Source organism: Actinomadura sp. NPDC000600 (assembly GCF_040492135.1).
GTDB lineage: Bacteria > Actinomycetota > Actinomycetes > Streptosporangiales > Streptosporangiaceae > Spirillospora.
The window spans coordinates 92,263-112,740 of record NZ_JBEUPD010000019.1 but is presented as its reverse complement, the minus strand read 5'-3'; the positions used below and the strand labels follow the sequence as shown (position 1 = coordinate 112,740).

The 20,478-nt window shown below is 73.0% G+C and carries 22 protein-coding genes; 7 read left to right on the top strand and 15 right to left on the bottom strand.

Features of this window, described 5'->3' with window-relative positions; translation table 11 throughout:
• Nucleotides 1-60: 60 nt before the first annotated feature.
• From ABWI07_RS26280 to ABWI07_RS26255, 6 genes are all read right to left on the bottom strand, one after another.
• Complete coding sequence (locus ABWI07_RS26280) at nt 61-876, bottom strand: MetQ/NlpA family ABC transporter substrate-binding protein (RefSeq protein ID WP_353820113.1); 816 nt, start codon at nt 874-876, stop codon at nt 61-63.
• 56 nt (nt 877-932) lie between these two features.
• The gene (locus ABWI07_RS26275; RefSeq protein WP_353820112.1) at nt 933-1,589 is read right to left on the bottom strand and encodes a methionine ABC transporter permease; all 657 of its coding nucleotides are present in this window, start codon (nt 1,587-1,589) and stop codon (nt 933-935) included.
• Nucleotides 1,586-2,623: a methionine ABC transporter ATP-binding protein gene (locus ABWI07_RS26270; protein WP_353820111.1), complete on the bottom strand. Its 1,038-nt coding sequence runs from the start codon at nt 2,621-2,623 to the stop codon at nt 1,586-1,588. Before ABWI07_RS26270 ends, ABWI07_RS26275 begins: the two co-directional genes overlap by 4 nt.
• Nucleotides 2,624-3,044: 421 nt before the next feature.
• A complete protein-coding gene (locus tag ABWI07_RS26265; RefSeq protein ID WP_353820110.1) occupies nt 3,045-3,860 on the bottom strand; it encodes a DUF4097 family beta strand repeat-containing protein in 816 nt (271 codons plus the stop codon).
• On the bottom strand, nt 3,857-4,504 hold the full coding sequence (locus tag ABWI07_RS26260; RefSeq protein ID WP_353820109.1) for a response regulator transcription factor: 648 nt from the start codon (nt 4,502-4,504) through the stop codon (nt 3,857-3,859). Before ABWI07_RS26260 ends, ABWI07_RS26265 begins: the two co-directional genes overlap by 4 nt.
• The gene (locus ABWI07_RS26255) at nt 4,492-5,751 is read right to left on the bottom strand and encodes a sensor histidine kinase (protein ID WP_353820108.1); all 1,260 of its coding nucleotides are present in this window, start codon (nt 5,749-5,751) and stop codon (nt 4,492-4,494) included. The genes ABWI07_RS26260 and ABWI07_RS26255 overlap by 13 nt, the downstream gene beginning before the upstream one ends.
• A gap of 178 nt (nt 5,752-5,929) precedes the next feature.
• Between ABWI07_RS26255 and ABWI07_RS26250 the strand changes: the two genes are divergently transcribed.
• The 5 genes from ABWI07_RS26250 to ABWI07_RS26230 all read left to right on the top strand — a co-directional run bounded on the left by ABWI07_RS26250 (nt 5,930) and on the right by ABWI07_RS26230 (nt 9,347).
• Complete coding sequence (locus ABWI07_RS26250; RefSeq protein ID WP_149262159.1) at nt 5,930-6,481, top strand: hypothetical protein; 552 nt, start codon at nt 5,930-5,932, stop codon at nt 6,479-6,481.
• Nucleotides 6,482-6,575: 94 nt separating this feature from the next.
• Nucleotides 6,576-7,145: a hypothetical protein gene (locus tag ABWI07_RS26245; RefSeq protein WP_149262158.1), complete on the top strand. Its 570-nt coding sequence runs from the start codon at nt 6,576-6,578 to the stop codon at nt 7,143-7,145.
• A gap of 40 nt (nt 7,146-7,185) precedes the next feature.
• Nucleotides 7,186-7,767: a TetR/AcrR family transcriptional regulator gene (locus ABWI07_RS26240; RefSeq protein WP_149262157.1), complete on the top strand. Its 582-nt coding sequence runs from the start codon at nt 7,186-7,188 to the stop codon at nt 7,765-7,767.
• Between the two features lie 105 nt (nt 7,768-7,872).
• Nucleotides 7,873-8,619, top strand: coding sequence for an SDR family NAD(P)-dependent oxidoreductase (locus tag ABWI07_RS26235; protein ID WP_353820134.1), 747 nt, complete (start codon nt 7,873-7,875; stop codon nt 8,617-8,619).
• A 38-nt stretch (nt 8,620-8,657) separates the two neighbouring features.
• The gene (locus ABWI07_RS26230; RefSeq protein ID WP_149262156.1) at nt 8,658-9,347 is read left to right on the top strand and encodes a class I SAM-dependent methyltransferase; all 690 of its coding nucleotides are present in this window, start codon (nt 8,658-8,660) and stop codon (nt 9,345-9,347) included.
• Nucleotides 9,348-9,542: 195 nt separating this feature from the next.
• On the opposite strand, the gene ABWI07_RS26225 is transcribed toward ABWI07_RS26230, so the two are convergent.
• From ABWI07_RS26225 to ABWI07_RS26205, 5 genes are all read right to left on the bottom strand, one after another.
• Nucleotides 9,543-10,148, bottom strand: a complete 606-nt coding sequence (locus tag ABWI07_RS26225) for a response regulator transcription factor (RefSeq protein WP_149262155.1) — start codon at nt 10,146-10,148, stop codon at nt 9,543-9,545.
• The gene (locus tag ABWI07_RS26220) at nt 10,145-11,272 is read right to left on the bottom strand and encodes a sensor histidine kinase (protein WP_149262154.1); all 1,128 of its coding nucleotides are present in this window, start codon (nt 11,270-11,272) and stop codon (nt 10,145-10,147) included. Before ABWI07_RS26220 ends, ABWI07_RS26225 begins: the two co-directional genes overlap by 4 nt.
• Before the next feature lie 38 nt (nt 11,273-11,310).
• Nucleotides 11,311-11,955 carry an ATP-binding cassette domain-containing protein gene (locus ABWI07_RS26215; protein ID WP_149262153.1) on the bottom strand — a complete coding sequence of 215 codons (645 nt, stop codon included), beginning with the start codon at nt 11,953-11,955 and terminating at the stop codon, nt 11,311-11,313.
• A gap of 107 nt (nt 11,956-12,062) precedes the next feature.
• Entirely contained in the window at nt 12,063-13,334 is a 1,272-nt protein-coding gene (locus ABWI07_RS26210) for an alpha-amylase family glycosyl hydrolase (RefSeq protein ID WP_353820107.1), read from the bottom strand.
• A 62-nt stretch (nt 13,335-13,396) separates the two neighbouring features.
• The gene (locus tag ABWI07_RS26205) at nt 13,397-14,560 is read right to left on the bottom strand and encodes a lactate 2-monooxygenase (protein ID WP_353820106.1); all 1,164 of its coding nucleotides are present in this window, start codon (nt 14,558-14,560) and stop codon (nt 13,397-13,399) included.
• 183 nt (nt 14,561-14,743) lie between these two features.
• Between ABWI07_RS26205 and ABWI07_RS26200 the strand changes: the two genes are divergently transcribed.
• A complete protein-coding gene (locus tag ABWI07_RS26200; protein WP_353820105.1) occupies nt 14,744-17,233 on the top strand; it encodes a DNA gyrase/topoisomerase IV subunit A in 2,490 nt (829 codons plus the stop codon).
• A gap of 86 nt (nt 17,234-17,319) precedes the next feature.
• Here the strand turns inward: ABWI07_RS26200 and ABWI07_RS26195 are convergent, their stop codons facing one another.
• The gene (locus ABWI07_RS26195; protein ID WP_353820104.1) at nt 17,320-17,691 is read right to left on the bottom strand and encodes a hypothetical protein; all 372 of its coding nucleotides are present in this window, start codon (nt 17,689-17,691) and stop codon (nt 17,320-17,322) included.
• Nucleotides 17,692-18,341: 650 nt separating this feature from the next.
• On the bottom strand, nt 18,342-18,704 hold the full coding sequence (locus tag ABWI07_RS26190; RefSeq protein WP_149262148.1) for a nuclear transport factor 2 family protein: 363 nt from the start codon (nt 18,702-18,704) through the stop codon (nt 18,342-18,344).
• Nucleotides 18,705-18,756: 52 nt separating this feature from the next.
• Here ABWI07_RS26190 and ABWI07_RS26185 point away from each other — a divergent pair, with 52 nt between their 5' ends.
• Complete coding sequence (locus ABWI07_RS26185; RefSeq protein ID WP_149262147.1) at nt 18,757-19,323, top strand: thioredoxin family protein; 567 nt, start codon at nt 18,757-18,759, stop codon at nt 19,321-19,323.
• 57 nt (nt 19,324-19,380) lie between these two features.
• On the opposite strand, the gene ABWI07_RS26180 is transcribed toward ABWI07_RS26185, so the two are convergent.
• Both ABWI07_RS26180 and ABWI07_RS26175 read right to left on the bottom strand, forming a co-directional pair.
• Complete coding sequence (locus tag ABWI07_RS26180; protein WP_353820103.1) at nt 19,381-19,743, bottom strand: hypothetical protein; 363 nt, start codon at nt 19,741-19,743, stop codon at nt 19,381-19,383.
• Between the two features lie 73 nt (nt 19,744-19,816).
• Nucleotides 19,817-20,476 (bottom strand): response regulator, encoded by a 660-nt coding sequence (locus ABWI07_RS26175; protein WP_149262145.1) that lies wholly within the window; start codon nt 20,474-20,476, stop codon nt 19,817-19,819.
• Between the last annotated feature and the right edge of the window lie 2 nt (nt 20,477-20,478).

The following is a 20,478-nucleotide window of genomic DNA, read 5'->3' as shown; positions in this document are numbered from 1 at the left end:
TCCTATCAGGACCGGCGGACAAACCGCGCCGCTTTCCGCGGTTCGGGGACGGGCCCGGGGTCAGGAGGCGATCAGCACCGACCCCTTGTACTTGTCCTCGACGAACTTCTTCACCTCGGGGCCCTGCAGCAGCTGGACGAGCTTCTTCACGCGGGGGTCGTCCTTGTCCTCCGGCAGCGTGACGATGCCGTTGGCGTAGGGGTTGCCCTCAGCCTTCTCCGCGACGAGCGCGTCCTTGTTCGGGGCCAGGCCGGCCTCGATGGCGTAGTTGCCGTTGATCACCGAGAGGTCGACGTCCGCCAGCGAGCGGGGCAGCTGCGCGGCCTTGAGCGGCTTGAACTTCAGGCCCTTGGGGTTGGCCGCGACGTCCCGCTCGGTCGCGCTGGTCGGCGCGCCCTGCTTCAGCGTGATCAGGCCGTTGTCGGCGAGCAGCTTCAGCGCGCGCCCCTCGTTGGCCGGGTCGTTCGGCACGGCGACGGTCGCGCCCTGCGGAACCTCCTGCAGGCTCTTCACCTTCTCGGAGTACACGCCGAGGGGTTCGAGGTGCACCGGAGCGACGAACGCCAGCTTCGTCCCCGACTTCTTCTCGAACTCCTCCATGAACGGCACGTGCTGGAAGTAGTTCGCCGTGACCTGCTTCTCCTTCAGCGCGGTGTTCGGCTGCTGGTAGTCGCTGAAGGTGACGATCTCGAGCTTGAGGCCGGCCTTGCCCGCCAGGTCGTCCTTGACGTACTTGAGGATGTCGCCGTGCGGGACGGGGTTGACCGCGACCTTCAGCGGGGCGTCCGGGTCGTCGGACGCCGAGGACGAGCCGCAGGCGGTGAGGCCGGCGAGGAGGGCGACGGAGGCCAGCGCGGTGGTGAACTTGCGAAGCACGAGGAGTGCCTTTCTCTGCGGTACCGGAATCTCTGCGGTGGGAGGGGGTCGGTGCGTCATCTGCGGGTCAGGCGGCGGGCGGTGAGGTCCCCCGCGGCCTGGACGGCCAGGACCAGGACGATCAGCAGCGCCACGGTGGAGACCATGACCTTGGTCTCGAAGCGCTCGTAGCCGTAGACGACGGCGAGGTTGCCGAGCCCGCCGCCGCCGACCGTCCCGGCCATGGCCGTGTAGCCGATGAGCGCGATGACGGTGACGGTCAGCCCGGACACCAGGCCCGGCCGCGCCTCGCGCAGCAGGACCTTGCCGACGATCACGCGGCGGGTGGCGCCCATCGCCTGCGCCGCGGCGAGCACGCCCGGGTCGACCTCGCGGAGCGCGATCTCGACGAGCCGCGCGTAGAACGGGATGGCGCCGACGGTCAGCGGGACGATCGCGGCGGCGTTGCCGATGCTGGTGCCGACGACCACCCGGGTGAACGGGATGATCGCCACCATCAGGATCAGAAAGGGCAGCGACCGCCCGATGTTGACGATGACGCCGAGCACGGCGTTGACCGGCGGCGCGGACAGCAGCCCGTCCCGTTCGGTGATCACCAGCAGCACCCCGAGCAGCAGCCCGAGGACGGCGGTGAACAGCGTCGCGACGCCGGTCATGTAGAGGGTCTCGCGGGTGGCGGGCCACAGCAGCGGCATGACCTCGTCCCAGCTCATCGTGCGTCCTCCTGTACGGGGCCGGCCTGCGCCGGGTCGTCGACCCGCCCGGGGTCTCGGACCTCCACGGCCAGGCCGGATTCGCGGAGGAACGCCAGCTGCGCGGCGTTCTGCGCCGGGTCGCCGGGCAGTTCGAGCTGGAGCCGGCCGACCCGCTCGCCGCCGACGGTCTCCACGGCGCCGCCGAGGATGTTGACGTCGAGCGCGTACTTGCGGGCCAGTGCCGAGACGAACGGCTCGTCGGTGGCGCCGCCGGTGAACGTGACCTCCACCAGCGTCGTGCCGTCGCGGGGCTCGGCGGGCGGCAGCGGGAACAGGCCGCGCGCCAGCTCCGAGCCCGGCCGGGCGAGCAGCGCGGGCACCGGCCCCGATTCGGTGAACCGGCCCTCCCGCATGACGGCGGCCGAGTCGCAGATGCGCTTGACCACCTCCATCTCGTGGGTGATCAGCAGGATCGTGAGGCCGAGCCGGCGGTTGAGGTCGCGCAGCAGCTCCAGGATGGAGGCGGTCGTCTCCGGGTCCAGCGCGGAGGTCGCCTCGTCCGACAGCAGCACCTTCGGCCGTCCCGCGAGCGCGCGGGCGATGCCGACGCGCTGCTTCTGCCCGCCGGAGATCCGCGCCGGGTACGCCTTCGCGTGCTCGGTGAGCCCGACCAGGTCGAGCAGCTCGGCGACGCGCCCGGCCCGCTCGGCGCGCGGGACGCCCATGACCTCCAGCGGGAACGCGACGTTCCCGGCGACGGTCCTGCTGCCGAGCAGGCCGAAATGCTGGTGGATCATGCCGATGCCCTGGCGCGCCCGGCGCAGCTCCCCGCCGCGCAGCGCGAGCAGGTCACGGCCGCCGACAACGACGCGGCCCTCGTCCGGGCGCTCCAGCAGGTTGACGCAGCGCAGCAGGGTGCTCTTGCCCGCGCCGCTGCGGCCGAGGACGCCGAAGACCTCGCCCTCGGCGACGGTCAGGTCGACGCCGTCGACGGCGGTCACCTCGCGGCCGCGGCCGCGGTAGACCTTGCGAAGTTTTTCGATCTGAATCACAGGAAATCATCCATGCGGACAGGGGCCGCCACACGGGCGGCGGCGTTCAGGACGGGACGGCGATCACACGGCGCGGGTCGTCAGCGCGCGGCGATCAGGGATTGCCGGGACGGCGCGGCGCGGTCAGGAGAGACCGGGCGGGTACGGCGTGTGGCCCAGCAGGTGGCGTTCGAAACACATGCGCGACTCAGGGGGTCGGAGGTCGCTCGCTTCGGGGCGCGAGACTCAGGCGGGGGCCCTCAGCGGTCACACATTCGCCGGCAACACGTACGCCCAAGGGCCCGCCGCATCGGCGGGCGGTGCTCACGGCACGGGCGTACGGAAGGCATGTCAGCAGTTAACCGGCTCCACACCGATGACGCAACTCCGCCCGGTGTGACGCCCGTCGCTTCGGGACACGGCGTTCGCCCTAGTCAGCGCCCTAGTCGTCGCGGTAGTCGAGGTAGGTGCCGCCCGAGCCGCTGCGGACGGAGATCCGGCGGGGCGAGCGGTCGTCGTAGAGGGCCGGGTTGAGGTGGGCGTCGCCGGCGCCCGTCCACCCGGCGACCCGGTAGCGCGAGCCCGCCGGGACGATGATCTTCACGGTCCCGGAGTGGGCGGAGGCGTCGACCGAGTCCGGAGGCTCGGCGTAGCGGAGGTCGAGGGTGCCGGACGACACGTCGGCCTGCGTGTTCGGCGAGGCGAGCGCGCGGCCGGTGACCGTGCCGGACCTCGCCAGCAGCTGCAGCCGCCCGCGCGCGCCGACGACGTCGATCTCCCCGGACCCGGTGCGCAGGTCGAGATCGCCGGTGATCCCGCGCACGTCGATCCGCCCGGAGCCGGAGACCGCCGACACACGCGCCCCGGCGGGGACCTGGACCTCGATGTCCGCCCCGCACCCCGGGCCCAGCCGCTCGGGCCCCGGGCAGCGGAACGTGACGAACAGCACGTCATCCACCAGTGACTCGGTGAGCTCGGGCTTGCTCCGCACCCAGTGGAGGTCCTTGTAGACGCGCGCCCCGCCGTCCGAGCCCGGCCAGACCGAGACCTCGGCGTCGTCCACGTCCAGCCGCACCTCCCGGACCGGCTGCCGGTAGGACGTCGACGTCCGCTCGACGGCCCGGAAGGACCCGGTGAGGCCGGCCGCGGCCGGCGTGACCACGACCAGCGCCGTCGCGATCGCCAGCGCGATCCAGACGCCGCGCCGCCTCGGCCGGTCCGGAGGAGCGGACGGGGCCTCGGCGCCCGGAGCCGTCACGCCTCGCCGTCCAGGAAGCGCAGCACGGCGAGGACGCGGCGATGGTCGCCCTCGGCGTGCGGGAGGTCAAGCTTGGCGAAGATGCTGTTGATGTGCTTGGCGACCGCGCTCTCGCTCACCACGAGCGCCGCGGCGATGCCCGCGTTGGAGCGGCCCTCGGCCATGACGGCGAGGACCTCCTTCTCGCGCGGGGTGAGCCGGTCCAGCGGGTCGCGGTGCCGGCGCAGCAGCAACTGGGAGACGACCTCCGGGTCCAGGGCGGTGCCGCCGGACGCGACCCGGCGCAGCGCGTCCAGGAACACCGAGACGTCCGCGACGCGGTCCTTGAGCAGGTAGCCGATCCCGCTGGTGCTGGTCGACAGCAGGTCCGCCGCGTACCGCTCCTCGACGTACTGCGACAGCAGCAGCACGGCGGTCCCGGGCGTCTCCCGCCGCATCACCAGCGCCGCGCGCACGCCCTCGTCGGTGAAGCCGGGCGGCATGCGGACGTCCACGATCGCCGCGTCCGGCCGGTGCTCGCGCACGCCGGCGAGCAGCCCCTCGGCGTCGCCGACGGCCGCCGCGACCTCGAACCCGGAGGTCTCCAGGACCTTGATCAGCCCGGCCCGGAGCAGGACCGAGTCCTCGGCGATCACAATGCGCACGGCAGCTCCACGGTGACGGTCGTCGGGCCCCCCGCGGGGCTGGTGATCCGGAAGGTACCGTCCACGGACCGGACGCGGCGGGCGAGCCCGGTCAGCCCGGTCCCGGCGGACGGGTCGGCGCCGCCCTCGCCGTCGTCGCGGACGGTCACCCGCAGCACGTCGCCGCTGCGGGCCACGCGGACGTCCACCTCGCCGGCGCGCGCGTGCTTGACCACGTTGGTGAGCGCCTCGGAGACGACGAAGTAGGCGACGGCCTCGACGGTCGAGGAGGCGCGCGGCTCGATGTCGACGCGGAGCCGGACCGGCAGCGGCACCCGCGCGGCGACGCCGGAGAGGGCGGCGTCCAGTCCGCGGTCCTCCAGCACGGCCGGATGCAGGCCGCGGATCAGGTCGCGCAGCTCGGCCAGCGCCGCCTTGGCCTCCTCGTGCGCCTCCACGATCACGCGCATGGCGTCGTCCGGGACGCCGGTGAGCGTCTCGCGCGCCAACCCGAGGTTGAGCGCGAGGGAGACGAGCCGCTGCTGGGCGCCGTCGTGCAGGTCGCGCTCGATGCGGCGGCGCTCGATGTCGGCGGCGTCCACCACGCTGGCGCGCTTTTCGGCCAGGTCCTCGACGCGCCGCTCCAGCTCCTTCGCGCGGTCGGGGCCGAGCAGCCGGGCGGCGGCGCGGGCGTCCAGGTACCGGACGCCCGCCGCCGCCCACGGCGCCGCCGCCACGAGGAGCACGCCGACCGCGGTGAGGACGGCGACGCGCTGGGGATGGCCGGCCAGCGGATCGCCGGGGTGCACCGCCCACGCGTAGGTCGCGGACGTGGTGAGGGCGAGGCCGGCCGCCCACGCCCCGATCACGACCACCCCGCCGGCGGCGAGGAACGGCCCGGCCAGCAGGTGGTACTGGAGGACCCGCCACAGCTCGGGCGAGCGGAGGTCGCGCAGCGCGTCCCAGGGGCGCCCGTCGTCGAAGTCGGGCATCCGCGGGATGTCGAGGCCGAGCATCGCCCAGCACCGCTCCCGCTGCCAGGAGGTCAGCCGGCGAAGCGCGAGCAGCAGGAGGAGGACCGACGCTCCGAGGAGCAGGAGGATCGGGGTCACGTTCACAGGCGTCCAGACCCCCCAGAGGCAGCACAGGATCAGCCAGCCGGTGAGGTGCAGCGGCACCCCGGAGGCGACGAACACCGTGTCGCGCCACGCCGCCGCCGACCACGGAGCGCGCACGCGGACGTGCCGGACCGCGGAGAGGGTTGCCATGGGGCAACCGTATTGCCCCAGTTCGGGCGCCGCCATGAACCAGGGTGCAGGGCCGGGGGTGAAGCCAGTGCCACCCCGGATCGGAAGGACGCGCTACTGATCTTGAGGCGGTTTCCGGTCAGGCTTTTGATCAGGCATCCGGGAAGCGGATGCGCACCCCTCCCCCCAGGAGTTCCCCATGGTCGCCGCCGTCCCCGGCCTCGCTCCCTCCTCGTCCCGCCTCGGGATCGCCCCCCGGCACCGTCCGCGCCGCGGACGCACTGGGCCGCCCGCCCCCGCCGCCCGGCGGACGGCGGGGAGCCGGCGGCTCGGCTGGGCGTTCGTGGGGGGCGCCGCCGCGCTGGTGCCCTGGATGTGGATGCTCGCCGCCACCATGCCGTCCACGGCCGTGGTGTCGAACTGGTCCGCGGCCTGGGTGGGGCTGGACGCGATGGAGGCCGCCGCGCTGCTCGGCACCGGTGTGCTGCTCGTCCGCCGCGATCCGCGCCACGGGCTGTGCGCCGCCGCCGCGGGGACGCTGCTGGCCGTCGACGCGTGGTTCGACGTGATGACCGCCACGCCCGGCGCGGAGCGGACGGCGGCGATCGCCTTGGCGGCGGGAGTGGAGCTGCCGCTGGCGGCCCTGTGCGCGGTCCTCGCGGCGCGGGCGTCCGCCTTCCGCGGGCCCGCGATCGACCACGAGATGAAGGACGGATGGCAAAGGGCTGTCGGGAGTACGCCAGACGGGTGAAACCAGACGAGCCGGACCTCTAGAGTGAATGCCACGTGGGGCCCTCTCGCGGGAGGGCCCTTTGCCCTGCCTGCACGATCAGAGGTCCCCCATCATGAACGACCACGAGGTGCACGAGGAGTGCCTGCGGCTCCTCCGGGACGGCCTCCCCGTCCCCGCTCCCGCCCGCTTCACCGAGGGCCAGGACTACCTTCCGCTCGGACTCGACAAGGACGGCGACATCGCCGTTGTCACGTTCCTTTACCAGTGGGCGGACCCCGCTTCCGCGTTCATCGAGGGCTGGACGTTCCATCGCCGCGACGGCGAGTGGATGGAGCTGGGCGGCGCGGGCGGCTCGGCCCCCGCCGAGCCGCTGGCCCGCCGCTCGTCCGGCGAGATGGGGCGCCACCTGCTCAAGTACGGGTCCGGCCGGACGGTGCGCAACGCCAACCGGCTGCTGCCGTGGGGCGCCAAGTGGGTCAACGAGGCGCGGCTGCGGGCCTCGGCCGAGGTCGCGCGGGTGCGGGTCGGCAAGCGGATCCTGGACGTCCCCGAGCACGGCCACGTCGTCGTGGTCTGGGGCGCCCGCCGCGGACCGGTCGTGGAGGCGCTCGCCGCCGACGACTCGGTGCTGGACGTCATGGACCTGGACCGTCCGTCCGTCCCGGCGGCTTCGCGGGCCTGATACTTGACCGTTCGTTCTTGAATCCCCTACCGTCGTCCGCATGGCACGGACGAAGGAGTTCGATCCGGACGCCGCGCTGCAGCGCGCGCTGGAACTGTTCTGGGAGCGCGGCTACGAGGCGACCTCCATGGCCGACCTCGTGGCCCATCTCGGCATCGCCCGGGCCAGCGTCTACGCGACGTTCGGCGGCAAGCGCGAGCTGTTCCTGAAGGCCCTCGAACGCTACCTCCGGGACACCGACCCGAAGATCGCCGAGGCGCTGTCGCAGCCCGGGCCGGTGCTGCCCGCGGTCCGGGAGCTGATCGAGCGCTACGCCGAGGAGTCGGCGCGCGGCCGGCCCCGGCGCGGCTGCCTCGTAGTGAACACGGCGGTCGAACTGGCCGCGCGCGACCCCGAGGCGGCGCGGCTCGTGGAGTCGAGCTGGACCTTCCTGGAGGCGTCGCTCACCACGGCGCTGACCCGCGCGCGGGCCCAGGGCGAGCTGCCCCCGGACCGGGACCCGCGCGCGCTGGCCCGGCTCCTGCTCGTCCTCTTCCAGGGCATGCGCGTCCTCGGCCGGGCCGCCCCCGACGACGACCGCCTGCGCGACGCGACCCGGCAGGCCGCGGCCCTCCTCGCCTGACCGCCCCTCGACGGCCGGCGCCGACCGGCACCGCCCCGCCTTCCGGCGGGGCTTCTTTCGGCCCTTATTCAAGACCGATCGATCCAATATTCAGGAGTGCAGACGATGCGATTCGACGGCAAGATCGTCCTCATCACCGGCGGCGCGCGCGGCATCGGCCGCGCCACCGCGCACGCCTTCGCCCGCGAGGGCGCGACCGTCGTCCTGGCCGGACGCGACGTGGCGGCGCTGGCCGAGGCCGTTAAGGAGATCGGCTCGGAGCGGGCCGACCACGTCGTCGCGGACGTGACCGACCCGGCCTCGGCCGCCGCGATGGTCGAGACGGTCGCGGGCCGCCACGGCGCCCTCCACGTCGCCGTCAACAACGCCGGGATCCTCGGCGCCGCCGGGCCCGTCGCCGACATCGACACCGCCGCCTGGGACGAGGTCCTGGCGGTGAACCTGACCGGCGTGTTCCTGTCGATGAAGCACGAGATCGCCCACATGCGCGCCCACGGCGGCGGAGCGGTCGTCAACGTCTCCTCCAACATCGGCGCGCACGGGCGCCGCCCCGGCCTCGCGGCTTACGCGGCGTCCAAGGCGGCGGTCAGCGTCCTCACCCGCACCGCGGCCCTCGACCACGTCGCCGACGGCGTCCGCGTCAACGCCGTCAGCCCGGGCGCCACGGACACCCCGATGTCGCTCCTGCCCGGCGAGACGCCCGCCGAGCGCGCGGAGCGGATGCGCGCCACGCCGTCCGGCCGCGTCGCCGACACCGCGGAGGTGGCCGAGACCATCCTGTGGCTGGCCTCGGACGCCGCGTCCCACGTGGTCGGCCACGACCTGGTCGTCGACGGAGGCGTCACCGCCTGAAGACGCTTTCCGGGCGGCTCACCGGGAATGCTCACTGCATGGCCCTCTCACCCGACCACGACTCCGGCCCTGAACGCTTCCGCCTCGCCGCCAGGGTCACCAGGAAGTACCTGATCGGGGCGCGGAGCCTGCACGACCACATCGCCTCGAAGCTGCTCGGGTCCGGCGCGTCCCGCGTCCTGGACATCGGCTGCGGGGAGGGCGCCCTCAGCGACGCCCTCCCCCACCCGCCGCCGTTCGGGCTCGTGGGGCTGGACGTGTCCGGCGAGCTCGTCTCCGCCCATCCGGCGCCGCGGGTGCGGGCCGACGCGCTGCGCCTGCCGTTCCGGGACGCGACGTTCGACGCCGCCGTCGCCGTGAACCTGCTCCCCCTGCTGGACGACCCGGAGCGGGCGCTCCGCGAGGCCCGCCGCGTCCTCGCCCCGGGCGGCCTCCTCCTGGCCACCGCGATCTGCCGGACGGACAGCCCCGAACTGGCGCCGGTGTGGCGCCCCGAGCCGACCCCGTTCGACGCCGAGGACGCCCCGACCCGCGTCGGCGAGGTCTTCGGCGAGGTCGAGGTGGAGCGCTGGGACGCCCCGCTGATCACCCTCCCCGACCAGGCCGCCGTCCGCGACTACCTGATCGCCCGCCAGGTCCCCCGCCCCCAGGCCACCGAGGCCGCCACCCACCTGAACACCCCACTCCCGGTCACGAAGCGCGGCTCCCTGGTCCTGGCCCGCCGCTGAACAGGCCTCGCAGCCCCACCGCAACCCCGCAACAACCTGAATGGCTGCGATCGCGTCCGAAGGCAGATTCGAGCGAAGCAAGAATCTGATCGCGCAGCGAGCCGCCAAGGCGAGCCGGAGCGATGCCAGCGATCGCCCGCGTTTTTCGACGATGGAGGGCCTTCAAGGCCCGAAGGAGGAGAAAAATGCAATGAACTAGAGCCAGCCCAAGTCTTTGGCGGTGCGGGCGGCGGTGTGGCGGTTGTCGGCGCCGAGTTTGGTGACGGCGGCGGACAGGTAGTTGCGGACGGTGCCCTCGGACAGGCCGAGGGTGCGGGCGATGCGGGAGACGGGGGCGCCGTCGGCGGCGGCGCGGAGGGTGTCGAGCTCGCGCGGGGTGAGGGGGCACTCCTCGGCGGCGAGGGCGTCGGCGGCGAGCTGGGGGTCGATGTAGCGGGCGCCCTCCGCGACCTGCCGGATGACCTGGGCGAGCCGGCGGCCCGGCGTGTCCTTGCCGAGGAAGCCGCGGACGCCGGCGGCCATCGCGCGGCGCAGGTTGCCGGGGCGGCCGTGCGCGGTCACGATCACCAGGCGGCAGCCGGGCAGCTCGCGGGACAGGCGCTCGGCGGCGGCGAGGCCGTCGAGGCCCGGCATGTCGATGTCGAGGACGGCGACGTCCGGTTTCAGGGCGAGCGCGCGCTCCACGGCCTCGTCGCCGCGCCCCACGTCGGCGGCGACCTCGATGCCGTCCTCGGTCTCCAGGAGCAGGACGAGCGCCTCCCTGATCAGGAGGTGGTCGTCGGCCAGCAGCACGCGGATCATGCGTCTCCCTTCGCGGGGACGGCGGCCGTCACCCGGAACGTCCCGTCGCCCGCGGGGCCCGCCCGGAAGACGCCGCCGGCGGCGGCGATCCGCTCGGCGAGCCCGGCCAGGCCGCTGCCGGCGTCCCCGGCGGCGCGGCGCGCGGCGCCGTCGTTGACGATCTCCAGCCGGACGCCGTCGCGGCCGGACCGGACGGTGATCTCGCACCAGGTGGCGCTGGAGTGCCGCAGGACGTTGGTGGCGGCCTCGCGGGCGACCCAGCCGAGCGGTTCGTGGACGTGGGCGGGCAGGTCCGGCGACACCTCGGGGCGCTCGCAGCGGATCCCGGCGGCGCGCAGCACGGCGGACATGCCGTCCAGCTCGGTGCGCAGGGACGTGGCGCGGTAGCCGCGGACGACCTCGCGCACGTCCCGCACCGCGTCCCGCGCCATCGTCTGGATCTCGGTGAGCTCCTTGCGGACGCGGCCGTCGTCGCGTTCGAGGAACCGTTCGGCGACCTCGGCGCGCAGCGCGACGGCCTGGAGGCTGTGGCCGAGGACGTCGTGCAGGTCGCGGGCGAAGCGGAGGCGCTCCTCCCCCACCGCGGACCGGGCCAGTTCCGCGCGCGCCTCCCTGAGCTCCTGCACCACGTGGAACAGCCAGACCGTGACGTACCCGGAGAAGGCACCGAGCGGCACGCCCGTCACCTCGTACAGGACGGTCAGTGCGGGGAGCCCGAGGAGGACGCCGTAGACGGGGGTCAGGACGGTCGCCGCCGCCGTCACGGCGATCGCCTCCCGCACCGGGAGGACGACGGCGATCAGCCCGGCCGGGACGAGGAGCGCGTTGCCCCAGCCCTGCCCGGTGCCGAGCAGCGGGGGCAGCGCCCAGCAGATCGCCGCGATCGCGGCGAGCCCGAGCCTGTGCGCGGGGGCGGTGCGGCGCATCAGGTTCTGCCAGAGGAGGCGGGCGTAGAGGGCGAAGGCGGCGCCGGCTCCGGCGAGGGCGAGGAGGAGGCGTCCGGCGTCCCGCCGGTCGACGGTCTCGTACCAGAGCGCCGGCAGGAGGAACCCCGCGAGCGTCAGCACCGTCATCCCCACGATGATCGCGGCGATGACGGTGGGGCGCGGGATCCTGGGCTGCACGCGCCCAGCGTATGCGGCCGTCAAGGGGTTGCGGGGGCTCAGGCCGCGCGGAGGCGGGCGGCGTCCCGCCCGGTGACCAGGCGGCCCTCGTCCAGGACGCCGACGCGGTCGGCGCGGCACGCCTCGTCCGGATCGCGGGTCGTGACCACCACCGCGACGCCGTCCGCGGCGAGCGCCCGCAGGACCGACCACACCTCGCGTGCCGCCGCGGTGTCGAGCCCGGCGGTGGGCTCGTCCAGGACGAGCACGTCCGACCGTCCGACCAGGGCCAGCGCCAGGTCGAGCAGGCGCCGCTGCCCCGCGGTCAGCCGCTCGAACGGCACGTCGGCGAGGCGGGTGAGCCGGGCCAGGCGCAGCGCCCGGTCGCGGGTGAGCGGGTCGAGGGTCCAGCGCCGCCAGGTGTCGACCACCTCGGCGACGGTCAGCCCGGGGAAGAGGCCGCCGTCGCGCCAGACGGCCCCGGCGCGGGCGGCGTCCCGGTCGGCGTAGGGGTCGGCGCCGCGGATCCGGACGGCGCCGCCGGTGGGGCGGCGCAGCCCCGCGAGGATCTCCAGAAGGGCCGTCTTGCCGGAGCCGTAGCGGCCCAGCAGCGCGTAGACCTCCCCCCGCGCCACGGTGAACGAGACGTTGCGGACGGCCTCGTTCAGGTCCAGGTCGCGTACCTCGATCACAGGTGCCTTCATGGCATCCATGCTGTCCGGCGGCCGGGCGGGCGTGCAGTCACGGACGTCAGGAAACGATCATGAAGATCGCAGGGATGACCCGTGACATATGTCAGGGGTCCACCGTGTCAGGGTTCGGCGATCGCCCACCCGGCGGGCGGGACGACGGCGCCGTCCGCGGTGAAGGCCGCGTCGCCGGCCGCGCACGTCCAGCCGGCGGCGGGCAGGCCGACCTTGGCGGGCTCTTCACCCGTGTTGAGGACGACTCCCAGCCGCTCTTGGCCGTCCCCCACGGTGTAGGAGAAAGCCGTGTTGGTCAAGGTCTCCGCCGTGGTCTGCGCCCGGACGAGCCACGGGTGGCGCCGTCTCACGCCGATCAGGTCCTGGTAGAGGCGGTGGTGGACGTCGCCGTGACCGGGAACGTCGCCGGGATGCGGAGGGAACTCCGGGCGGATGGCGTCGTCCCCGCCTTCGCGCTCCTCCTTGACGCCTTCGAAGGCGAACTCGTCCCCCGCGTAGACGGACGGGACACCGCCGACGGTCATGAGGACCACGAGCGCGTGGGCCAGGTCGCGTCGGTCGGTCAGCCGCGTGGCGATGCGGGTCACGTCGTGGTTGCCGAGGAAGGTCTGCGGGGCGAAGGTGGCCAGCATTCCGTTGTGGCGGTCGAGGGCGTGCGCCAGTTCGAAGAAGTTCCGGTCGTTCAGTGAGCTCCAGATGGCCTTCCACAGCTCGTACTGGGTGACGGAGTCGAATCCGCTCTGCCGCACGAGGCTCGCGTAGTCGCCGTGGATGACCTCGCCGACGAACCAGGCGTCGGGGAAGCGCGCGCGCACGCGGTCTGTGACCGTATGCCAGAACTCCGGCGGAACGGCGTAGGCGGCGTCGAGGCGCCATCCGTCTATGCCGCGCTCCAGCCAGTGGGTCATGACCTCGGTGACGTAATCGGCGACCTCGGGTTCGGCGTGGTTCAGGGTCACGAGGCGGTCGTGCCCCTCGAACGTGCGCAGGTCGTCGTGGAACCACTTCCTGTACGGGGAGGCGTCGCCCTTGGCGGCGACATCGGCGAACGGCCCGAACCCGCGCCCGACGTGGTTGAAGACGCCGTCGAGCAGCACGCGCACTCCCTTCCGGGACGCGTCGTCGATCAGGCGCCGCAGATCGTCCTCGCCGCCGAGCCGGGGATCGACCCGGAAGTGGTCGACGGTGTCGTAGCCGTGCGTCTCGGACGCGAACACCGGGCCGAGCGCGAGCCCGTTGCAGCCGAGCCCGACCAGATGGTCGAGCCAGTCGCCGATCCGCCCCAGCCGCGGTTCCGGGGCGGTCGCGGCCGCGCGTTCGGCACCGACGAAGCCGAGGGGGTAGGCGTGCCACCAGATGACATGATCGGGCCAGCGCATGCGCGTCTCCCTACCCGCTATCGCCTGCAAAAGTCCGGTGGGGCCTCGGCTCTGGGCGCCGGTTACGCGCGCACGAGGGTATCCGGGGTCAGCTCGTCCGGGCGCTTGATGCCGGACAGCGCCATGGTCAGTTCCAGTTCGGCCTGGAGGCAGCGCAGCACGTGCTGGACGCCGGCCTGGCCGCCCAGCGCCAGCCCGTACGCGTACGGGCGCGCCACCAGGACGGCCTTGGCGCCGAGGGCGAGCGCCTTGGCGATGTCCGCTCCGGTCCGGATCCCGCTGTCGAACAGGACCGTGGCCTGGTCGCGGACCGCGTCGACCACGCCGGGGAGCGCGTCCAGCGAGGCGACGGCGCCGTCCACCTGGCGCCCGCCGTGGTTGGAGACGATGACGGCGTCCATGCCGGCGTCCACGGCCTGGCGGGCGTCGTCGGGGTGCTGGATGCCCTTGAGCGCGATGGGACGGTCCCAGTGCTCGCGCAGGAAGACCAGGTCGTCCCAGGTCAGGGAGGGATTTCCGAAGTTGGCGACCCAGTGCAGGATCGCCATGTCGCGGTTGGCCTCCGTCACCGGCCCGCCGACGGCCTTCTGGAAGACCGGGTCGCTGAAGTAGTTCGCGACACCGATCCCGCGCAGGAACGGCAGGTACGCCTGGTCGAGGTCGCGCGGACGCCACGCCAGCGTGAAGGTGTCGAGGGTGACGACGAGGGCGGTGTAGCCGGCCGCCTTCGCCCGCTCCAGGAAGCTGACGGCGAGCTCCCGGTCCTTCGGCCAGTACAGCTGGTACCAGCGCGGCCCGTCCCCGTTCGCCTCCGCCACCTCCTCGATGCTGTAGGAGGCGGCGGTGCTCAGCACCATCGGCAGGCCCTCCGCCGCGGCCGCCCGCGCGACCGCCAGTTCGCCGTCCGGATGGAAGATCGACTGCACGCCGATGGGGCCGAGCAGGACCGGCGACGGCATCGGGGTGCCGAGCACGGTCACCGACAGGTCGCGCTCGGCGACGTCCCGCAGCATGCGCGGGACGATCCGCCACCGGTCGAACGCGGCCCGGTTCGCCCGCGCGGTCGCCTCGCTGCCCGCCGACCCGGCCACATAGCCGAACGCCCGCGCCGACAGCGACCGCTCGGCGAGGCCCTCCAGCCTCGTCAGGTCCGTGGGCAGCGCCGGCAGGACGTCCCCGAGCCCCTGCAGATAGATCGAGTTCTGGAAGTCGGCCAGCCCGCTCAACGAAACCTCCACCTGCTCGACGGACCTCCGCGCCGTGGGACTTCCGGGCGGGAGAACCGAAACGGTCCGTGCTCAATCTGCCAGGTCCGCGGAGGTGACGAAACGGGATCGATCCGCCGAGTTGCCCGGAACACCCGGTGGGGTGGGCGAAAGATGTCCCCGGGACCGGCCACAATGTGGGGCATGGCACGACGCGGATCCCAAGCCCCTCCTCCTCCGCCGGACTTCGAGGAGAACATCGTCGACGTCGACGTCTCCGACGAGATGCGCGGCAGCTTCCTCGAGTACGCCTACTCGGTGATCTACCAGCGGGCGCTTCCCGACGCGCGCGACGGGATGAAGCCCGTCCAGCGCCGGATCCTGTACTCGATGAACGAGATGGGGCTGCGCCCCGACCGCGGGCACGTCAAGTGCGCCCGCGTCGTCGGCGAGGTCATGGGCAAGCTGCACCCGCACGGCGACAGCGCCATCTACGACGCGATGGTGCGGATGGCGCAGCCCTGGGCGATGCGGATGCCGCTCGTGGACGGGCACGGCAACTTCGGCTCGCTCGGCGGCGACGACCTGCCCGCCGCCATGCGGTACACCGAGGCGCGGATGTCCCGCGAGGCGATGCTGATGGTCGCCTCGATCGACGAGGACACCGTCGACTTCCGCCCCAACTACGACGGGCAGGAGCAGGAGCCGGAGGTGCTGCCCGCCGCGTTCCCGAACCTGCTGGTCAACGGCGCGTCCGGCATCGCGGTCGGGATGGCCACGAACATGGCGCCGCACAACCTCGGCGAGGTCGTCGCCGCGGCCCGGCACCTGATCGACCACCCGGACGCCACGCTCGAGGAGCTGATGCGCTTCGTCCCCGGGCCCGACCTGCCCACCGGCGGCAAGATCGTCGGCCTGGACGGCATCCGCGACGCCTACGAGCGCGGCCGGGGGACGTTCCGCACCCGCGCCACGGTCTCCATCGAGAACGTCACGCCGCGCCGCAAGGGCATCATCGTCAGCGAGCTGCCCTACGCCGTCGGCCCCGAGCGCGTGAAGGCCAAGATCAAGGAACTGGTCAACGCCAAGAAGATCCAGGGGATCGCCGACCTGAAGGACCTCACCGACCGCACCGTCGGGCTCCGCCTGGTCATCGAGATCAAGAACGGTTTCAACCCCGAGGCCGTCCTCGCCGACCTCTACCGGCTGACGCCGATGGAGGAGACGTTCGGCATCAACAACGTCGCCCTGGTCGACGGCCAGCCCCGTACGCTCGGCCTGCGCGACCTGCTCCAGGTCTACATCGACCACCGCATCGACGTCGTCCGCAGGCGCTCGCTCTTCCGGCGCAAGAAGCGCGAGGACCGCCTCCACCTCGTGGACGGCCTGCTCGTCGCCCTGCTGAACATCGACGAGGTCATCCAGGTCATCCGGCAGAGCGACGACGCCGCCCAGGCCAAGCAGCGCCTCATGCAGATCTTCGAGCTGTCGGAGATCCAGGCGCAGTACATCCTCGACACCCCGCTGCGCCGCCTCACCCGCTTCGACCGCCTGGAGCTGGAGAAGGAGAAGGAGCAGCTCGCCAAGGAGATCGCCAAGCTGACCGCCATCCTCGAGTCGGAGCGGAAGCTGCGCGGCGTCGTCTCCAAGGAGATGGGCGAGGTCGTCAAGGAGTTCGCCACCCCGCGCCGCACCATCCTGCTGGAGTCCTCGGGCCACACCGCCGCGGAGGCCGTGCCCCTGGAGGTGGCCGACGACCCGTGCACGGTGCTGCTCTCCACCACCGGCCTCCTGGCCCGCACGCACGACGCGTCGCCCCTGCCCGACAGCGGGCCCCGCGCCGCGCACGACGTCCTGACCTCGGTCGTGCCCGCCACGGCCCGCGGCCAGATCGGCGCGGTGACGTCCCTGGGCCGGATGATCCGCATCGACGTCCTCGACCTGCCGACGCTGCCGCCGTCCGCGACGCCGCCGTCCCTGGCGGGCGGGGCGCCGATCACCGAGTACGTCGATCTGGAGCCGGACGAGACGATCGTGGGCATCGCGTCCGTCGGCGAGGAGGGCGGCGGCCTTGCGCTGGGCACCGCCCAGGGCGTGGTCAAACGGGTGGTCCCCGACTTCCCCGCCAACCGCGACGAGTTCGAGGTCATCGGCCTCAAGGACGGCGACCGGGTGATCGGCGCCGTGCAGCTGCTGAGCGAAGAGCAGCACCTCGTCTTCATCACCACCGACGCCCAGCTCCTGCACTTCCCGGCGTCCCTCGTCCGTCCGCAGGGCCGGGCCGCCGGCGGCATGGCGGGCATCAAGCTCGGCGCGGGTGCGAGCGTCCTGTGGTTCGGCGCCCTCGACCCGGCCCGCGAGGCCCGCGTCATCACGATCTCGGGTTCGTCCTCGGCGCTGCCCGGCACCCAGACCGGCGCGATCAAGCTGGCCGACTTCGCCGACTTCCCGGCCAAGGGCCGCGCGACCGGCGGCGTCCGCGCCCACCGCTTCCTCAAGGGCGAGGACGTGCTGATCCAGGCGTGGGCGGCCCCGACACCGCTCCGCGCGGCGGCCGCCAACGGGAAGCCGGCGATGCTCAACGTCGCGCTGGGCCGCCGCGACGGCTCCGGCGAGAAGCTCGACAAGCCGCTGACCGCGATCAGCGGCCCGCTGGGCCCGCCGCCTCCCGAGGAGGACACCCCCGAAGAGTGACGCGAGAGGCCCCGGGCGGTCGCCCGGGGCCTCTGCGTTCCGCCGTCCGCCGTGCTGGCGGAAGGGACCGGCGGAAGGTCGGGACGTCAGTCGGCGCAGATCGCGAAGGCGCTGATGCCGACGTCGTTGAAGCCGGTCTGGCGGCCGAGCACGATCCACCCGCGGGCGTCGTCGGTCGGGAACGAGCCGACGAGGATGGCGCCGTTGCCGCGCGCCTCCCCGCCGCCGCCGAGGACGTGCTTGCCGGGCGGGCACCAGACGACACGGCGCTGGAAGTTGGGGACGTTGGCGTTCGCCAGGGTCACGAGCTGGTAGCCCGGCGGAACGGCGGCGGCCCGGTGCGCGGCCGGCCGAGAGGAGGACTGGGCGCTCTGGGCGCTGGCCACGCCGGCCGTGGCGAGGCCGGTCGCTGCGGCGGTCGCGGCCAGGGCCAGAGCGGTGGTCTTGATCGACGGCATTGCGCTCTCCTTCGACGGTGGTTCCCGCACCGCCGGCGCCCGATCGCCCCCGGAGACGCGGGGGGTGCTCGGGACGAGAGTGGCGGGGGAAACCGGTGAGGGGTTGAACACAACGAGTGTTCAACAAGTCACGCTCGGCTTCTAGAGCCTCGTCCACCTCATGTGATTACGGAGAGTGCACAATCTGGATTGCGGAAACGCCCCACCCGCTCCACAGCGGCTCTCACCTGCAGTAGTTGGTTCATTACAGAGTGCACCTGTCCGAATGCGGCCAGTCACCCGTGCAGCCCCGCCCGGCCCGGCTTCGGACGTCAGGCCCCGAATGCGCCGGACCAGCAGCGAGACCTTGGCCCAACTCCGCCCACCCCAGAGCGAGATCAAACTCACGAAGCGGGGCACGCCCCGCGCGACTAAGCCCTCGGCGTCCCGATCTCGGTACTGGAACCCGCCTCGGGCGGCTGGGCCCTCATCGTCCTCGGCGCTCTGGCCCTGGCGGCGGCGCACCGTTCCGGCGCGGCGCACCGCGACGGCGTCCCCGCGCGTCCGCTCGCGGGTCCGAGGCCGTAGAGACCCGGTAGCGGCCGAGTCCACCGACCGCGGTGCCGGCGCCTGCGCGGACGTCCGCGGGGAAGGCCGCTCGGCGGGGCCGGTCAGGTCTCGATGTCGTCGGGGCCCCAGTGGGCCTCCATACGGATGATCTTGCCTTCGGCGTTGAAGGTCATGACGTCGATGGCGCGGATGCGCATGCCGGGGACGTCGACGGTGAAGGCCATGGCGGCGCGGTCGCCGTGGGAGCCGCGGATGGGCGCTTCGAGGGCGAGCTTGGCGCCGCTGGCGACGGCGTTGGTGTAGAACTCCTCGATGGCGGCGCGGCCGGCCATCGGGGGGTGGCCGACCGGGTCCTCGATGACGGCGTCGTCGGCGTAGAGGCCGCAAACGGTCGCGGCGTCGGCCGCGTTGAAGGCGTCGACGTAGGTCTGGAGCGCCTGCTTCATGTGGTCCTGGGAGGGCATGGGGGCAGCCTAGCAAGCGATCGCTTGGTTGTCGGTGGACCAGAATGGGGTCATGGCTATCGCATCGTTCATGGTCCCGCTCGGTTCCCCAGTACCCGCGTTCCGGCTCCCCTCCGTCGAGGGCGGGGTCGTCTCGGACGGCGACTTCCCCAATGCGGCGGCCCTCCTGGTGGTCTTCCTGTCCAACCACTGCCCCTACGTCAGGCGGATCGAGAACGGGATAGGCGCCCTCACCGCCGAGTACGCGGACAAGGGGCTGGCCACCGTCGCCGTGTGCAGCAACGACGTCTCGAACTATCCCGACGACGGCGCCGATCACCTGCGGGAGCAGGCGAAGAGGGCCGGGTTCCGGTTCCCCTACCTGATGGACGAGTCGCAGGAGACCGCCAAGTCGTTCAAGGCCGCATGCACGCCCGACTTCTTCCTCTACGACCGGGAGCGCGCGCTTGCCTACCGGGGCGAGTTCGACGGGGCGAGACCGCGCAACGACGTCGAGGCCGACGGGGCCTCGCTCAGGGCCGCACTGGACCTGGTTCTGGCCGGGAAGGACGTCCCCGAGCCGCACACGCCCAGCCTCGGCTGCGGCATCAAGTGGAAGCCCGGCAACGAACCCGTGTAATTACGCGGGGTGTAACCACACCGCCCGAATCACACCGTTTGAATCACACCGCGGGAGTTACGCCATCGTGCTCTGGCTCTCGCGGGGGCGCGGCGCAGGGGCACCCAGGCCGCGCTCGGCGCAGTCGGCCAGGGCTTCGAGGAGCTCGGCCGGGCCCTGGGAGGCGTCGTCGTAGTGCCAGAAGCGGATGATCTTCTCGCCCTCCGCGCCCGGGTTGAAGCGGCCGAGGGTGAAGCAGCCGGCGACGGCCATGCGGACGATGACGCGCTCGCTGTCGTCCAGCTGCCCCACGTAGGCGGCCGCGTCGATGAGGCCGATCGCGGCGCGGGCGTTGCGGCCGTCGTCGCAGGGATCGGGGCGGTTGATCCGCCATTGCGCGTACGGGCGCAGGTACTCCGCGATCATGCAGGTTCTGAGCACCGTCCCATGCTGGGGCCGCGCGAGCGTGCCGGAGCGGGCCTTGACCAGGCCCTTGCCGGACGCTGACCGAAGATCATCCGCTGAGGCCGTGCCGGAAGGCGTAGGTCACGGCCTGGGCCCGGTCCCGGAGGCCGGCCTTGGCGAACAGGTTGTTGATGTGCGTCTTGACGGTCGCCTCGGAGATGAACAGGTCGCCGGCGATCTCGGCGTTGGAGCGCCCCTGGGCGATGAGCGTGAGAACCTCCGCCTCGCGGCGGGTCAGGCCGTCCGGCAGCCGGCCGCCCGAGGCGCGGCGGGGGGCGTCCCCGACGGCCACGGCCTCGACCAGGCGGCGCTGGACGGCCGGGTCGAGCTGGGACCCTCCCTCGCGGACGGCTGCGACGGCGCGGGCGATCTCGTCGGCGCCGGCGTCCTTGGTGAGGTAGCCGCGGGCCCCGGCGCGCAGCGCCGCGAAGATCGACTCGTCGTCGGCGTAGGTGGTGAGGACGACGATCCCGACCTCCGGGTGCGCCTCCTTGATGCGGCGGGTCGCCTCCACGCCGTCCATCCGCGGCATGCGCAGGTCCATGAGGACGACGTCGGGGCGCAGGTCGGCGACCAGCGCCACCGCCTGCTCGCCGTCGCCGCACGCCCCCGCGACCTCGATGCCGGGCAGCAGTTCCAGCAGCAGGACCAGTCCCTCGCGCACCACGGTCTGGTCGTCGACGACCAGGATCCTCGCCGTGTCGCTCACCA

Excerpts from the sequence above, each read along its gene's own strand:
- ABWI07_RS26245 (WP_149262158.1), top strand. The coding sequence starts at position 6,576 with ATGAACGACCACGAGGTGCACGAGGAGTGCCTGCGGCTCCTCCGGGAC.
- ABWI07_RS26185 (WP_149262147.1), top strand. The coding sequence starts at position 18,757 with ATGGCTATCGCATCGTTCATGGTCCCGCTCGGTTCCCCAGTACCCGCG.
- ABWI07_RS26255 (WP_353820108.1), bottom strand. The coding sequence starts at position 5,751 with ATGGCAACCCTCTCCGCGGTCCGGCACGTCCGCGTGCGCGCTCCGTGG.
- ABWI07_RS26230 (WP_149262156.1), top strand. The coding sequence starts at position 8,658 with ATGGCCCTCTCACCCGACCACGACTCCGGCCCTGAACGCTTCCGCCTC.
- ABWI07_RS26215 (WP_149262153.1), bottom strand. The coding sequence starts at position 11,955 with ATGAAGGCACCTGTGATCGAGGTACGCGACCTGGACCTGAACGAGGCC.
- ABWI07_RS26190 (WP_149262148.1), bottom strand. The coding sequence starts at position 18,704 with ATGCCCTCCCAGGACCACATGAAGCAGGCGCTCCAGACCTACGTCGAC.
- ABWI07_RS26200 (WP_353820105.1), top strand. The coding sequence starts at position 14,744 with ATGGCACGACGCGGATCCCAAGCCCCTCCTCCTCCGCCGGACTTCGAG.
- ABWI07_RS26240 (WP_149262157.1), top strand. The coding sequence starts at position 7,186 with ATGGCACGGACGAAGGAGTTCGATCCGGACGCCGCGCTGCAGCGCGCG.
- ABWI07_RS26225 (WP_149262155.1), bottom strand. The coding sequence starts at position 10,148 with ATGATCCGCGTGCTGCTGGCCGACGACCACCTCCTGATCAGGGAGGCG.
- ABWI07_RS26210 (WP_353820107.1), bottom strand. The coding sequence starts at position 13,334 with ATGCGCTGGCCCGATCATGTCATCTGGTGGCACGCCTACCCCCTCGGC.
- ABWI07_RS26275 (WP_353820112.1), bottom strand. The coding sequence starts at position 1,589 with ATGAGCTGGGACGAGGTCATGCCGCTGCTGTGGCCCGCCACCCGCGAG.
- ABWI07_RS26195 (WP_353820104.1), bottom strand. The coding sequence starts at position 17,691 with ATGCCGTCGATCAAGACCACCGCTCTGGCCCTGGCCGCGACCGCCGCA.
- ABWI07_RS26250 (WP_149262159.1), top strand. The coding sequence starts at position 5,930 with ATGGTCGCCGCCGTCCCCGGCCTCGCTCCCTCCTCGTCCCGCCTCGGG.
- ABWI07_RS26235 (WP_353820134.1), top strand. The coding sequence starts at position 7,873 with ATGCGATTCGACGGCAAGATCGTCCTCATCACCGGCGGCGCGCGCGGC.